Source organism: Nocardiopsis sp. NPDC006198, assembly GCF_040613895.1.
Lineage (GTDB): Bacteria > Actinomycetota > Actinomycetes > Streptosporangiales > Streptosporangiaceae > Nocardiopsis > Nocardiopsis tropica.
Genome location: NZ_JBEXSY010000002.1, coordinates 60117 through 74642, shown reverse-complemented (window position 1 = coordinate 74642; position 14526 = coordinate 60117). Strand labels below are relative to the sequence as shown.

10 protein-coding genes are annotated in these 14526 nt (G+C 74.1%); 5 read left to right on the top strand and 5 right to left on the bottom strand.

The genetic code is table 11. The annotated features are described in order from the left end of the window. Positions 1-11: 11 nt before the first annotated feature. Positions 12-209, bottom strand: coding sequence for a DUF397 domain-containing protein (locus ABZ234_RS02135; protein ID WP_355010656.1), 198 nt, complete (start codon positions 207-209; stop codon positions 12-14). A 938-nt stretch (positions 210-1147) separates the two neighbouring features. Between ABZ234_RS02135 and ABZ234_RS02130 the strand changes: the two genes are divergently transcribed. After that, positions 1148-1825, top strand: coding sequence for a response regulator transcription factor (locus ABZ234_RS02130; RefSeq protein WP_355010655.1), 678 nt, complete (start codon positions 1148-1150; stop codon positions 1823-1825). Between the two features lie 3 nt (positions 1826-1828). Beyond that, positions 1829-3229, top strand: a complete 1401-nt coding sequence (locus ABZ234_RS02125) for a HAMP domain-containing sensor histidine kinase (RefSeq protein WP_344176722.1) — start codon at positions 1829-1831, stop codon at positions 3227-3229. 27 nt (positions 3230-3256) lie between these two features. On the opposite strand, the gene ABZ234_RS02120 is transcribed toward ABZ234_RS02125, so the two are convergent. Further along, complete coding sequence (locus ABZ234_RS02120; protein ID WP_267947040.1) at positions 3257-4210, bottom strand: TAXI family TRAP transporter solute-binding subunit; 954 nt, start codon at positions 4208-4210, stop codon at positions 3257-3259. 278 nt (positions 4211-4488) lie between these two features. On the opposite strand from ABZ234_RS02120, the gene ABZ234_RS02115 reads away from it, so the two are divergent. The 3 genes from ABZ234_RS02115 (at position 4489) to atzF (ending at position 10630) form a co-directional block, all read left to right on the top strand. Next, positions 4489-5259 carry a GntR family transcriptional regulator gene (locus tag ABZ234_RS02115; protein WP_355010654.1) on the top strand — a complete coding sequence of 257 codons (771 nt, stop codon included), beginning with the start codon at positions 4489-4491 and terminating at the stop codon, positions 5257-5259. Between the two features lie 68 nt (positions 5260-5327). Continuing rightward, the gene (gene uca, locus ABZ234_RS02110; protein ID WP_355010653.1) at positions 5328-8933 is read left to right on the top strand and encodes an urea carboxylase; all 3606 of its coding nucleotides are present in this window, start codon (positions 5328-5330) and stop codon (positions 8931-8933) included. Then, positions 8933-10630: an allophanate hydrolase gene (gene atzF / locus ABZ234_RS02105; RefSeq protein WP_355010652.1), complete on the top strand. Its 1698-nt coding sequence runs from the start codon at positions 8933-8935 to the stop codon at positions 10628-10630. Before uca ends, atzF begins: the two co-directional genes overlap by 1 nt. Before the next feature lie 243 nt (positions 10631-10873). Here atzF and ABZ234_RS02100 read toward each other — a convergent pair whose 3' ends face one another. The 3 genes from ABZ234_RS02100 to nhaA form a co-directional block, all read right to left on the bottom strand. Continuing rightward, the gene (locus tag ABZ234_RS02100; protein WP_267947036.1) at positions 10874-12310 is read right to left on the bottom strand and encodes a DEAD/DEAH box helicase; all 1437 of its coding nucleotides are present in this window, start codon (positions 12308-12310) and stop codon (positions 10874-10876) included. A gap of 253 nt (positions 12311-12563) precedes the next feature. After that, positions 12564-12767 (bottom strand): cold-shock protein, encoded by a 204-nt coding sequence (locus ABZ234_RS02095; RefSeq protein WP_267947035.1) that lies wholly within the window; start codon positions 12765-12767, stop codon positions 12564-12566. Between the two features lie 303 nt (positions 12768-13070). Continuing rightward, a complete protein-coding gene (nhaA, locus tag ABZ234_RS02090; protein WP_355010651.1) occupies positions 13071-14342 on the bottom strand; it encodes a Na+/H+ antiporter NhaA in 1272 nt (423 codons plus the stop codon). Positions 14343-14526: the final 184 nt, after the last annotated feature.

Below are 14526 nucleotides of genomic sequence, written 5' to 3'. Positions count from 1 at the left end.
ACCACGCCCGCTCAGGCGCGGTCCGCGAGTCGGAGCAGCGCGACCCACTGGTGCGCGGGCAGGGCGAGCTCCGCGTGGTCGCGGTGCGTGGAGTCGCGGATCCCGACCGCGGCGGGCGCGCTCATGACCGCCTCGACGCACGAGTTGGTACCGCCGCCGCTGTAACTCGACGTGCGCCATCGCCCGGCCCCCCGTCCCAAGCCCTTCACGAGAGCTCCTGTCCGGGCTGTCTTTCCTGGTTGTTTCTACGCACGCGGCGGCCTCGATTCTTCCGGTTCCACCATTGGTCGCTCCTGTTTCCCGTGCGGCCCTGTAAGTCCGGTCGGGTCCGACTTCGGCTCTCCCATATATTCTGCTGACTTTCGAACCCACTTGTACATGCCCACTGGGGTACTGATCATGTTGTCCGGATGCAGTCATCCTCGGACTGTTCATAAACTGATGCTTGCGGCATGTTTCCCGTTCGCCCGGGGGAACGCCGCCGGGGGATCTGTGGAGAGGATCGGGGAAGTCCGCTGCTCAGTCCGGGTGCGTCTTTCCCCGGAGTCCCCTGTGTCCCGGCGTCATCGGCGATGGCGAGTGCCGGACGGTAAAGCGTTTTCGGTGGATCCGACCCGAAACGCACCAGCTCTCAGCAGCCCCAAAGTGACCTTGGGAGCGAAAGAGCCGGGACCGCGGTCCGGCGATGGCGAAGCCCTTGACCGCTGGAAAGCGGAGGGACGTACCAGGACCTATAGGGAGAACTTCGCGAAGGCGGACCGAAGGGAGGTTTCCGCAGGTAATCCATTGTGGTCGCGGTCGTACCGCGGACGGTTCCCGACTTCTCCGGAGAAGCGACGGCCTTTGCGCTCTCCTGGGCTGTCCCCAGAGCGAGGGAGGGGATCGACGTGAATCAGGGCGAAACGCACAATTCCATCGGCGGTGGCGTCCACGGCGGTGTGGCCGTGAGCGCCGGTCGCATCGGGAGCGTCACCGTCCACCACCACGCCGCCGGGCCCGGCCCCGCGCGCCCGCCCGCGGACCCCTGGCCGGAGAGGGTGGACCGGTCACCCGTCCGGGACCGCGTCCGGGAGGGGAGCGGTGCCGGGCCCTTCCGGGAGCCCTGACCGTGCGCCGTCGTCAGCGGGGGTCCGCAACACTGCCTACCATGCTGGACATGCGCATTCTCGTGGTGGAGGACGACGACCGGGTCGCCCGTGGCCTGGTGACGGCCCTGCGGTCCGCGTCCTTCGACGTCCAGCGGGTCGCCACCGCGGAGCGCGCGCTCACCGCCCCGCCCGCCGACGTCGTCCTGCTCGACCTCGGCCTCCCCGACGCCGACGGCATCGACCTGCTGCGCAAGCTCCGCGAGCGGCCCCAGACCGCCGTCATCGCCGTCACCGCGCGGAGCGAGGAACGCGACCGGGTACGCGGGCTGCGCGCCGGCGCCGACGACTACGTGGTCAAGCCCTTCGGCGTGGCCGAACTCCTCGCCCGGATCGACGCCGTCCTCCGGCGCACCCGCCCGGCGCGGGCCGAGGCCGCCGAGGCCGAGCCCCCGCTCACGGTCGGCGCGCTCACGGTCGACCCCGACTCCCGCGAGGCCAGCGCCGACGGGCGGACGCTCCGGCTGACCCGCAAGGAGTTCGACCTGCTCTCCCTGCTGGTCTCCCGCTCCCCCTCGGTCGTCGCCCGCGACCAGATTCTCGACCAGGTGTGGGGCGACGCCTGGGAGACCTCCTCCAGGACCCTCGACACCCACATCGCCTCCCTGCGCGCCAAGGTCGGCCGCGCCGTGCGCATCCGCACCGTGCGCGGCGTCGGCTACCTCCTCGACGGGGCCTGACCGTTGCTGCGGCGCCTGCTGGCCCTCCTGCTCCCGGTCGCGTTCGTGATCGTCGCCGCGGTGTTCGTCCCCCTGGGCACGGTCATCGCCCAGCAGCGGACACAGGAGGTGTACGTCGACCGGCTGGGCGACGCGGGGCGGTTCGCCGCACTGGCCCGCACCGCCCTGGAGACCGACCGGCTCGACCCCCTCGCCCAGGAGATGGCCCACTACGAGGAGCTGTACGCCATCCCGGCCCTCGTGGTCGCGCCCGACGGGCAGATCGTCGTCGGCTCCGGGGACCGGCACCGCATGCGCGACGTCCTCGACGGGATCCCCGACCCGGGGGCCGTCGACGCCGCGATGGCCGGCGAGCGCCCCGCACCGCCGACCACCGCGTGGCCGTGGAACCCCGATCCGCTGGTGGTCGCCGAGCCCATCGGCCGCGACAGCGAGGTCGCGGGCGCCGTGGTGGTGGTCGCCCCGACCCGGGAGCTCGGCTCCGACATCCTCCAGGTCTGGGGCCTGCTCGGCCTGCTCAGCGTCGTGCCGCTGACGGTGCTGGCGACCGCGTCGCTGCCGCTGTCCCGCTGGGTGCTGCGGCCGATCCGCAGGCTGGACGCCGCCACGACCTCGGTCGCCTCGGGCGACCTCGACGTGCACGTGGACGCCGAGCGCGGCCCCCCGGAGCTGCGCCGCCTCACGGAGTCGTTCAACACGATGGTGGACGTCGTGCGCAGGGCCCTGGAGCGCCAGCGCGCGTTCGTCTCCGAGGCCTCACACCAGCTGCGCAACCCCCTGGCCAGCCTGCGGCTGGCCGTGGAGAACCTCGCGCCGCACCTGGAGACCCCCGAGGCCAGGGAGGCCCACGAGATCGCCGTCGACGAGGCGGCCGTCATGCACAGGATGCTCAACTCCCTGCTGGCCGCGACCCGCCTGGAGAGCGTCACCGGGACGGAGGCGGTGGAGGTCGCCGAGGTCCTGGAGAGCCGGGTGGAGCGCTGGAGGGCGCTGGGCGAGGCCCGGGGCGTCTCCGTCACCACCCGTGTCCCCGCCGGGGTCCGGGCGTACGCCCCGGCGGGCGGGCTGGGCAGCATCCTCGACGAACTGGTCAGCAACGCCCTGCGCCTGTCGGGCGGCACCCGCGTGGTGGTGGAGGCCGACGGGGGGGACCCGGTGCGCATCAGCGTCCTGGACGACGGCGAGGGCCTGCCGGAGGAGCAGTACACGGCGGCCCTGGACCGGTTCTGGCGCTCGCCGCGGCACCAGAACACCGAGGGCACCGGCCTGGGCCTGGCGATCGCCGCCGACCTGGTGCGGGAGGCCGGGGGGCGGCTCACCCTGGGGACGGGCCTGCCCGGAGGGGAGCGCCGCGGGTTCGGCGTGGTGATCACGCTGCCGCCGGTGCGCGGCTCCGGGGACTGACCGGCCCGGCGAAGGCCCGGCGCCGCCTCAGGCGGGCTTGTTGTCCCGGTACCAGCGCTCGGAACCGGGGTGCAGGGGGACGACGCCGGTGGAGATGCCCGTGCGCACGTTGATCTGCGCGGCCTCCGGGCGCTGGGCCGCCAGCCGGGCCTGGCCGCGGTAGACGGTGTCGGTGACCCGGTACGCCAGGGCTTCGTCCAGGTCGGCCCGGCACAGGAGCAGGTTGGGGATGGACATGGTCGGGCAGGCCGGGACCCCGGAGTAGGTGGTCGCGGGCAGCGTCGCCGGGAAGTAGGCCTCCGGGTAGGCGTCGGCCATCACGTCGGCCGTGTCCGCCAGGTCGATCAGCCGTACCGCGTGCTTCTCGGCGAGCTCGGCGACGGCCGGGGTCGGCAGCCCGGTCAGCGAGAACATGGCGTCGATCTCCCCCGACGCCAGGGCGTCGGCGGAGGCGGCCTGGTCGAGCCGGACGGTCTCCACGGCCAGGCCGGTCTCCTCCAGGATCTCCGCGACCGTGAACTCGGTGCCGGAGTTGACCGAGCCCACGGACACGCGCAGGCCGTCCAGGTCGGAGAGCTCGCGCACGGGCGAGTCGTCGAGGACGACCAGGTGGACGAAGCTGTCGTAGAGGCGTCCGACGGCGTCGAGCCGGGTGCCCTCGCCGGTGTCGGCCTCGTACGACAGCACCGCGTCGAGGCTGGCGAAACCGAGGTCGGCCGCGCCCTCGTCCAGGAGGTACAGGTTGTCGAGGGAGGCGCCGGTCTGCACCGTCCTCACCTCCAGCTCCGTCAGGACCTCCTGGAGCAGGACGGCGAGCTTCGCGCCGATCTCCCGGAAGACCGCGCCGGGCGGCCCCGTGGCGACGACCAGCTCGGAGAGCCCGTACTCGGGGCCGCGGGAGCAGCCGCCCACGGCCGCGGCGACGGCGGCCCCCGCCGCGCCGAGCAGCACGGTGCGCCGGTTCGGTCCCATCGAATGCATGGATGCAGCTTAGACAGCCCGAGCGTCGTCCGGGGCCGGGGCGCCGGCGCGGGACGCGGGTGTGCCTGCGGGAACGCCGTCCGGTCCGGGGCTCGGGGCCGGGGGCGGCCCACCGGTCCGGAACGGCCCCCGCGCCCGCTCCGGGCCCTGCCCGCCCCGCCCCACCCCGACCGCGGCACCCCGTGCATACCGGTGCGAAACACGCGGAAACACGGTGAAACCCAGGCTTCACGGGGAGGCAGGGCCGCCGAAACACGCCCTTCCTAGCGTCGGGCCCCATGGACACACCGATGTATACAGAGGCGGTGCCCGCCCCGGAGGCGCCGCCCGGGGACGGCGTGCGGCGGGCGGGGGATCCGGAGGCCGCCACCGCCACCTCGCGCCGGGACCGCGTCTACGCCCTGTTGCGCGAGGAGGTCCTGAGCGGGCGGATCGCGCCCCGCGTCCGGCTGGGCGAGGTACGGCTCGCCGAGCTCTTCGGCGTCTCCCGCACCCCCGTGCGCGAGGCGCTGGCCCGCCTGCACTCCGACGGCCTGGTGGAGCGGCGCGAGAACGGCTTCTACGCCACCGTCCCCAACCTCGCCGAGCTCCGCGACCTCTACGAGCTCCGGGTCACCCTCGAACTCCGCGGCATCTCCCGCGCGATGGAGGACCCCTCCGTCCGGCACGACCCCGGTGTCCTCCGCGCCGAACTGGAGCGGTGGGAGAAGCTCCGCGCCGACGTCCCCGAGCCCGACCCCTCCTTCGTCCTCCTCGACGAGGAGTTCCACGCCGCCGTCTCCCGCGCCTCCGGCAACCGCGCCCTCACCGACTCCCTCGTCTCCGTCAACCGGCGCATCCGCCGGGTCCGCATGTACGACTTCCTCACCGCCGACCGGATCACCTCCACCGTCACCGAGCACATCGGGATCACCGAACACCTCCTCGCGGGCGAACTCGACTCCGCCTACCGCGCCATGCACGAGCACGTCGGCGCGTCCATGGAGGTCGTCCTGGAGCGCGCCCGCCGCGCGCTGACACAGATGGCGCTCCACTCCGACGCCCTCTGACCCGGCATCCGCGCGCCCGGACGCGCCCGCCCACCGCCGCACAGACCACCGGACCAAGGAGAGCCAGCGTGTTCGACTCCGTGCTCGTCGCCAACCGGGGCGAGATCGCCTGCCGTATCATCCGCTCCGCCCGCGAACTCGGCCTGCGCACCGTCGCGGTGTACTCCGACGCCGACGCGGGCGCCCCGCACACCCGGCTCGCCGACGAGGCCGTGCGGCTCGGGCCGGCCCCGGCCGCCGAGAGCTACCTCGACGCCGGACGCGTCCTGGCGGCCGCCGCGGCGACCGGGGCCGGGGCCGTCCACCCCGGCTACGGCTTCCTGTCCGAGAGCGCCGCGTTCGCCCACGCCGTCGAGGCCGCCGGGCTGGTGTTCGTCGGTCCCGAGCCCCGCCACCTGGAGGAGTTCGGGGACAAGCACACCGCCCGCAAGGCCGCGGCCGCCGCCGGCCTGCCCATGGTCGCCGGCAGCGAGACCCTGCCCGACGTGGAGCAGGCGGCCGCGGCGGCGGAGCGCATCGGCTACCCGGTCATCCTCAAGTCCACCTCGGGCGGCGGCGGGATCGGCCTGCGCCCCTGCGCCGACGAGGAGGCCCTGCGCGCCGCCTTCGACGAGGTCGGCCGGACGGCCGCCACCCACTTCGGCGGCGGCGGCGTGTTCGTGGAGCGGTTCGTGTCCCGCGCCCGCCACGTCGAGGTCCAGGTGTTCGGCGACGGCCGCGGCAACGTCGTCACCCTGGGGGACCGCGACTGCTCCCTCCAGCGCCGCAACCAGAAGGTCGTGGAGGAGGCCCCCGCGCCGGACCTCCCCGACGCACTGCGCGCCGAGCTCCACCGCACCGCCCGCGAGCTGTGCGCGGGGATCTCCTACCGCAGCGCCGGGACGGTGGAGTTCGTCTACGACACCGAGCGGGGCGAGGCCTCCTTCCTGGAGGTCAACACCCGGCTCCAGGTCGAGCACCCCGTGACCGAGGAGATCACCGGCGTCGACCTGGTCGCGTGGATGCTGCGCCTGGCCCGGGGCGAGGACGTCCTCGCGGACGTCCCCCCGGAGGGGCCGCCGCGCACCGGGCACGCCGTCGAGGCCCGCGTCTACGCGGAGGACCCCGCCCACGGCTTCCGGCCCAGCTCCGGGCTCGTCACCCGCTTCGAGACCCCTCCCGGGGTGCGGGTGGACGGCTGGATCGAGCCGGGCCAGCGCGTCACCAGCGACTACGACCCCCTGCTCGCCAAGGTCGTCGTGCGCGGCTCCGACCGCGCCGACGCCCTCGCCCGGCTCGGCCGCGCCCTCGCGGAGGTGCGCGTCGACGGGCTCCAGACCAACCTGGGCCTGCTGCGCGCCCTGGCCGGGCACGCCGGCGTCCGCGCGGTCGCGCACACCACGGCCACCTGTGCGGAGGTCGGCGACCCGGAGCCCCGTATCGAGGTGGAGCGGGCCGGAACCCTCACCACCGTCCAGGACTTCCCCGGCCGCACGGGCTACTGGCAGGTCGGAGTCCCGCCCTCGGGGGCCATGGACGACCTGTCGCTGAGACTGGGCAACCGCGCCCTGGGCAACCCGGAGGGGGCGCCCGGCCTGGAGTGCACCATCGAGGGCCCGACCCTGCGGTTCTCCGCCCCGGCCACCGTGTGCGTCACCGGGGCGCCCGCCGACGTCACCGTGGACGGGGAGCCGGTCGCCCGGTGGGAGCCGGTGGCGGTCCCCGCCGGCGGCGTGCTCGCGGTGGGCCCCGCCCGCGGCCCCGGCATGCGCACGTACGTGCTGTTCAGAGGGGGGCTGGACGTGCCCGAGTACCTGGGCAGCGCGTCCACGTTCACCGCGGGGGAGTACGGCGGCCACAGCGGCCGCGCCCTGCTCCCGGGCGACGTCCTGCGCCCCGCGCCCGTCCCGGCGGGGGCGCCGGAGGCCCGTCCGGTCCCGGAGGCCGACCGTCCCGACTTCGGGGTCCGGAGGGGAGGGAACGCGCACTGGGACGTGGAGGTGTCCGAGGGGCCGCACGCCGCCCCCGAGTTCCTGACCCGCGAGGGCCTGGACGCCTTCTACGCCACCGACTGGAAGGTGCACCCCCAGTCCGCCCGCAACGGCGTCCGGCTCTCCGGCCCCAAGCAGTCCTGGGCCCGACCGGACGGCGGCCAGGCGGGCCTGCACCCCTCCAACGTCCACGACACCGCCTACTCCGTCGGCGCCGTCAACCTCTCCGGCGACACCCCCGTGCTCCTCGGCCCCGACGGGCCCAGCCTGGGCGGGTTCGTCTGCCCGGTCACGGTGGTCTCCGGCTCCCGCTGGAAGGTCGGACAGCTCCGCCCCGGCGACACCGTCCGGTTCCACCCGGTCACCGAGGCCGCGGCCGAGCGGCTGCACTTCGAGCCCGCCGCCGCCCCGCTCCTGCGCGCCACCGGCTCCGACGGCGACGACGGCGTCCTCGCCCGCGTCCCGGAGGGCGACGGCCGGCCCGGGGTCACCTACCGGCGCGGCGGCCACGACAACGTCCTGGTCGAGTACGGGCCCATGGAACTCGACCTGGGCCTGCGCCTGCGCGTCCACGCCCTCATGGCCGCCCTGGACCTGGCCGCGCCCGCCGGGATCGTGGACGTCACGCCCGGGGTGCGCTCCCTGCACCTGCACACCGACCCGGCGGTGCTCCCGCTGCGCACCCTCCTCGGCCTCCTCCGGGAGATCGAGGACGGGCTGCCGCCCACCTCCCGGCTGAGGGTGCCCAGCCGGACCCTGCGCCTGCCCCTGTCCTTCGACGACCCGTCCGTCCACGAGGCCGTCGCCCGCTACCGCACGGGGGTGCGCGACGACGCGCCCTGGAACCCCGACAACATCGAGTTCATCCGGCGCGTCAACGGCCTCGACTCGGTCGACCAGGTCCGCGACATCGTCTTCGACGCCTCCTACCTGGTCCTGGGACTGGGCGACGTGTACCTGGGCGCGCCGGCCGCCACCCCGCTCGACCCCAGGCACCGGCTCGTCACCACCAAGTACAGCCCCGCGCGCACGTGGACCCCCGAGGCGGGGGTCGGCATCGGCGGCGCCTACCTGTGCGTGTACGGCATGGAGAGCCCGGGCGGCTACCAGCTCATCGGCCGCACCGTCCCCATCTGGTCGGGTCTGCGCCAGTACGGGCCGTTCGAGCCGGGGACGCCCTGGCTCCTGCGCTTCTTCGACCGGATCAGCTGGTACCCGGTCGGCCACGAGGAGCTCCTCGACGTCCGCGCCGACCTGCTCGCCGGGCGCCACGCGCTCGACATCGACGAGGGCGAGTTCGTCCTCGCCGACCACGAGCGGTTCCTCGACGAGAACGCCGGATCCATCCGGGCGTTCGAGCGCCGCCAGGCGGCGGCGTTCGAGGCCGAGCGCCGGGCCTGGGAGGCCGCGGGGGAGTTCGAGGACCGGCCCGAACCCGACCCCGTCGTCCCCGCCGCGCCCGACCTGCCGCCCGGCGCGGTCCTGGTCGAGGCGCCCCTGGCCGCCTCCGTCTGGAAGGTCGACGCCGCCCCGGGCGACACGGTTGAGGAGGGCCAGCCCGTGGTCCGCCTCGAAGCCATGAAGCTGGAGGTCGTGGTCCGCGCTCCCCGCGCGGGAAGGATCTCGGACATCCTCGTCACACCGGGCCAGCACCTCGACCCGGGGAGCGCACTGGCCGTCATCACACAAGGAGAGCCCGCCTGATGCCCCACCCCACCGACCGCGTCCGCTCCGCCTACCGGAGGATCGCCGGGGCCGACCGGCCCGAGGTATGGATCACCCTGCGCCCCGAGCAGGAGACGGCCGCCGAGGCCGAGGCGCTGGAGGGACGCCTCGCGTCGGGTGAGGACCTGCCGCTGGCGGGGACGCTCCTCGCGGTCAAGGACAACATCGACGTGGCCGGCCTGCCCACCACCGCCGGCCACCCCGGCTACGCCTACACGCCGGAGGCGAGCGCGCCGGCCGTGCGCAGGCTCGTGGACGCCGGCGCGATCGTGCTCGGCAAGACCAACCTCGACCAGTTCGCCACCGGGCTGGTCGGCACGCGCAGCCCCTACGGCGCGGTCCGCAACGCCTTCGACCCCGAACGGGTCTCCGGCGGATCCAGCTCCGGGTCCGCCGTGGCCGTGGCCCTCGGGATCGCCGACATCGCCCTGGGCACCGACACGGCCGGCTCGGGGCGCGTGCCCGCCGCCCTGCACGGCCTGGTCGGCCTCAAGCCCACGCTCGGCCTGGTGCCGTCGACGGGGGTGGTCCCGGCCGCGCGCCCCTACGACTGCGTCACCGTGTTCTCCCGCGGCCTGGCCCCGGCGCGCGCGGCCCTGGCCGTGATGGCCGGACCCGACGCCGGGGACCCCTTCAGCAGGGACTGGCCCGCCGACGTGCGGCTCGCCCCGCGCGGGGCCGGACGGGTGGCGGTGCCGACGGCCGAGGGGCTCGCTCCGCTCGGAGGGGCGGAGCGCGCCGCCTTCCGCGCCGCCGCGGACGTCCTGGGCGCGGCCGGGACGGAGGTCGTGGAGGTGGACGTGGCCCCGCTGCTGGAGGCCGCGCGCCTGCTCTACGAGGGCGCGCTCGTCGCGGAGCGCCACGCCGCCGTCGGCGGGTTCCTGGCCGGGCACCCGGAGGGCGCCGACCCCACCGTCGCCGGGATCATCCTGGCCGCGGGGGACCTCCCCGCCCATGCCCTCGCCGCCGACCAGCACCGGCTGGCCGCCTACAGGGCGACCGCCCGTGCGCTCCTGGCCGGCTTCGACGCCCTGCTCATGCCCACCACGGTCGGCCACCCCACGCTCGCGGAGGTCGCCGCGGACCCGGTCGGCGCGAACTCGCGCCTGGGCACCTACACGAACTTCGTGAACCTGCTCGACATGGCGGCGGTGGCGGTCCCGGCGGGGACCGCCGACGGGCGCCCGTTCGGGGTCAGCGTCGTCACCCGGGCGTTCGAGGACCAGGTGGCCCTGGACCTGGCGGCCGACATCACCGGGGAGGAGCGGGGAGAGGCCCTTCCGGGCCCCGGGGCGGAACTGGCGGTGTTCGGCGCCCACCTGCGCGGGCAGCCGCTCCACCACCAGCTCACGGACGCGGGCGCGCGGTTCGTCGCGGAGGACGCGACCAGCGCCGACTACAGGATGGTCGCCCTGCCCACCTCGCCCCCCAAGCCCGGGCTGCTCCGCGTGGCGGAGGGAGGGGCGTCGGTGCGCTGCGAGGTCTGGCGGATCTCGCCGGCGGGCCTCGGGGCGTTCCTGGCCGGGCTTCCCGCTCCCATGTCCCTGGGCTCCGTCACGCTGGCCGACGGGCGTGCGGTGGTCGGCTTCGGGTGCGACCCGGCGGCGGCCGAGGGGGCGGAGGACATCAGCCGCCACGGGGGCTGGCTCGCCTACCTGGAGACGCTGGAGGGCTGAACGCCCCGGCCGCGGGACGCTCGCGGACCTCCCGGGAGCGGACGGGGCCGACGCCGGGGCCCCGGGTTCGGGGCCCGGGCCCGGGGGAGACCGGTGGGCGCCGCGCCCGGGACGGGCGCGCCACCGCCCGGCGGCCACGTGCCCGGACGTCCCCCGGACACGGGAGCGGCCCCCCTCCGCGCACGGAAGGGGGCCGCTCCTCGTTCAGCCGGTTCGGTGCCCCGGGGACACCGGGGCGCCGGATCAGCGGCGCGGGCGCCGCCTGCCCCGCGACGGGGGCCTGTTGGACCGGGAGGCCTCCTGGCGGGGCTCCGCCGGGAGCGTCACCGGCACGCCCGAGGGCGTGCGGGCGCCGGTCACCCGGGCCAGCTCCGGGTCCTGCGAGCTGACCTGCGCGGTCGTCGCCTCGATCTGCGCCCGGCTCATCAGCCGCGCCATCTCGCGGCGCTGGCTGGGCAGGACGAGCGTGACCACGTTGCCGGACTCGCCCGCGCGGGCGGTACGGCCGCCGCGGTGCAGGTAGTCCTTGTGGTCGGTCGGCGGGTCGATGTTGACGACCAGGTCCAGACCGTCGATGTGGATGCCCCGGGCCGCCACGTTGGTCGCGATCAGCGCGGTCACCGTGCCCTCCTTGAACTGCTTGAGGGTCCGGGTGCGCTGCGGCTGCGACCGGCCGCCGTGCAGGGCCGCTGCACGCACGCCGTTGGCGAGCAGGTGCTTGGCCATCTTGTCCACGGCGTGCTTGGTGTCGAGGAACATGATCACCTGGCCGTCGCGGGCGGCGATGTGCGTCGCCGTGGCCTGCTTGTCGGTGTTGGACACGTGCAGGACGTGGTGCTCCATGGTGGTGACCGCGCCCGCGGTCGGGTCCACCGAGTGGACGACCGGGTCGTTCAGGAAGCGGCGGACCAGCGTGTCGACGTTGCGGTCCAGCGTCGCGGAGAACAGCATCCGCTGCCCGCCGGACGGCACCTGCTGGAGGATCGCGGTGACCTGGGGCATGAACCCCATGTCGGTCATCTGGTCGGCCTCGTCCAGGACCGCCACGTCCACCTGGTCCAGGGCGCAGTCGCCCCGCTCGACCAGGTCGCGCAGGCGGCCGGGGGTGGCCACGACCAGTTCCACGCCCTGGCGCAGGGCCCGGGCCTGGCGGGAGATCGGCATCCCGCCCACGACGGTGGTCAGGTTCAGCTTGAGCGAGCGCGCGTAGGGCGCCAGCGAGTCGGCCACCTGCTGGGCCAGCTCCCGGGTGGGGGCCAGGACCAGCGCCAGCGGGCGGTGGGGCTGCGCGGTCCGTCCCTCCAGGCGGGCGAGCAGGGCGAGCCCGAAGGCCAGCGTCTTGCCGGAGCCGGTCTGGCTGCGGCCCAGGACGTCGCGCCCGACCAGCGAGTTGGGCAGGGTCGCGGCCTGGATGGCCGACGGGGTCGTCAGGCCCTGGCGGGCCAGGGTCGACTTCAGCGGCGCGGGCATGTCCAGTTCCTGGAACGTGGACACGGGGTCGAGCGCCGGGGTGGTGGAGACGGGGAGGGCGAACTCGCCGGCCGGACGGCCGGAGGGGCCCCTGCCGCCGCCCGGGGGGCGGCCGGAGGACCTGGGGGGCCGGGAGCGTCCGAAGGAGCCGCCGTGGCCGCCGCCTGTGGAGGAGCGCCGTTGTCCGTTCACGCGGGACGGATGGTTCATACGAGCCTTTCGTCGACGGCGCGTGCCGGTCGAGGAAGCCTCTGGGAGCTTCGACGTGGAGCATCGGTGGTGCGCCGGAAGATTCTGCGGTTTCCACGGCCCACGCGGAGAACACGCTGTGGGGTGGGGTGGTGCGGACCGGTGCCTGTCGGAAGCCGACGGCCAGAAGACCGGTCCAGAAAAACATGAAAAAGGGACAGAGGCCCAGCACCCGTAGGGCGGGCCTCTGTCACGACTGCAGCGCGGGGCTCAGTCAGAGCAGGGTGATGTTCTCAGCCTGGAGACCCTTGGGGCCCTGGGTGGCGTCGAACTGCACGGCCTGACCTTCCTGGAGCTCGCGGAAGCCGGTGGCCTGGATGTTGCTGTAGTGGGCGAAGACGTCGGGGCCGCCGCCGTCCTGCTCGATGAAGCCGAAGCCCTTGTCACCGTTGAACCACTTGACGGTACCGGTAGCCATGTTTTCTCCTTCGTTCTGGGCAAGGAAAACCGCAATCTGACGGTTTCCCCGTCACCGTGATGACCACCCGAATAACGAACCCTGAAGAAGACCCAGCCTGAAGGCCGAACAACGCAAAATCCAACGGGAATCACAACTGCAACTTCCATGAACTTAGCACACCACGGTTTCGGTGTCGCGGGAATTGTCGTGTGTGTCAAGGCACGGTGGCAGCTGGTATCGATCAGCCCGCCGCGGGCGTTGGACTGTGTCCGCGCGCTGTGGCAGGTGGGGCGCCGGCCCCGCCGGGACCGGCGCCCGGGCTCACTCCCCGGCCGTCTCCGTGGGGGCCGTGGCGCGCATGAGCCGCCTGTAGTGCCGGGACCGGGCGCCCAGGACGACCGCGGCCAGCACGGTCGCGACCAGGGACGCGAGGAGCACGCCCGTCTTCGCGTGCGCCAGGTGCTCCGGGGAGTCGGCGAAAGACAGCTCGGTGATCAGCAGGGACACGGTGAACCCGATGCCCGCCAGCTGGGACATGCCGACGATGTCGATCCACTTCAGGCTCGGGTTGAGCTCGGCCCGGGTGAGCTTCGTGGTCAGCCAGGAGCCGCCCGCGATACCGACGACCTTGCCCACGACGAGGCCGGCGATGATGCCCATCGCGGCGGTGTCGGTGAGGACCTCCCCGACGCCGTCGAACACCACGCCCGCGGAGAAGAACGCGAAGATCGGCAGCGCCAGCCCGGCGGACCAGGGGCGCAGCACGTGCTCCACGCCGTGGCTGGGGTCGTGCGCCTCCCCGGGCAGCTTCGTGGTCCGCATCAGCAGGCCCATCGCCACACCGGCGATCGTGGCGTGCACACCGCTCTCGTGCACCAGGCCCCAGACGACGAGGGCCAGGGGGACGTAGACGATCCAGTTGGGCAGCGCGGAGGCGTTGAGCTTCGCGGCCAGGCCCTTGCCGCGCTGGAGGTACCAGAACAGCACCAGGCCCGCGGCGGCGGCGAGCAGCGCGAGGAAGTTGATGCCGGAGGTGTAGAACACCGCGATGACGACGACCGCGCCGAGGTCGTCCACGATCGCCAGGGTCAGCAGGAACGTGCGCAGGGCCGGCGGGAGGCCGCGGCCGACGACCGCGAGGATCGCGACCGCGAAGGCGATGTCGGTCGCCATCGGGATGCCCCACCCCTGGACGGTGTCCGGGGAGGTGGCGTTGATCGCCGCGTAGATCGCGGCCGGCACGACCATGCCGCAGACCGCGGCGACGATCGGCAGCATCGCCCTCCGCGGGTTGCGCAGCTCGCCGTGCACGAACTCCTGCTTGAGCTCGTTGCCGACGACGAAGAAGAACACGGCCAGCAGGCCGTCGGCCGCCCAGGTCTCCAGGGACAGGTCGAGGTGCAGCGACGCGGGGCCGAAGGTGATCGCGCGCAGGTCCTCGTAGGCCCCGCCGAAGGGCGAGTTGATCCACACGAGGGCGAGGACCGCCGCGCCGATCAGGAGGAAACCGCCGACGGTGTCGCTGCGCAGGGTGTCCGCGAAGCGGGAGAGCGGTCCTCCGGTCGGGACGGACTGGTTCGGGTCGAGGCTCATGGGCAGCTTTCCGGGACATGGGTCGGGGACTGCCGACCAGTCTTCCCGGCACACCTAGGCGCCGTCGCGCCGCGCCCATGCTCGCCGAAGATGGGGCGAATGTCCACTCCAGAGGCCTGTGTCCGTTCCTGGAGGGCGCGCCGGGACGCGTCGAGTACAGTGCTTCGGAGGTGTGCCGGGAAGA

Excerpts from the sequence above, each read along its gene's own strand:
- ABZ234_RS02130 (WP_355010655.1), top strand. The coding sequence starts at position 1,148 with ATGCTGGACATGCGCATTCTCGTGGTGGAGGACGACGACCGGGTCGCC.
- ABZ234_RS02120 (WP_267947040.1), bottom strand. The coding sequence starts at position 4,210 with ATGCATTCGATGGGACCGAACCGGCGCACCGTGCTGCTCGGCGCGGCG.
- ABZ234_RS02115 (WP_355010654.1), top strand. The coding sequence starts at position 4,489 with ATGGACACACCGATGTATACAGAGGCGGTGCCCGCCCCGGAGGCGCCG.
- atzF (WP_355010652.1), top strand. The coding sequence starts at position 8,933 with ATGCCCCACCCCACCGACCGCGTCCGCTCCGCCTACCGGAGGATCGCC.
- ABZ234_RS02100 (WP_267947036.1), bottom strand. The coding sequence starts at position 12,310 with ATGAACCATCCGTCCCGCGTGAACGGACAACGGCGCTCCTCCACAGGC.
- ABZ234_RS02095 (WP_267947035.1), bottom strand. The coding sequence starts at position 12,767 with ATGGCTACCGGTACCGTCAAGTGGTTCAACGGTGACAAGGGCTTCGGC.
- nhaA (WP_355010651.1), bottom strand. The coding sequence starts at position 14,342 with ATGAGCCTCGACCCGAACCAGTCCGTCCCGACCGGAGGACCGCTCTCC.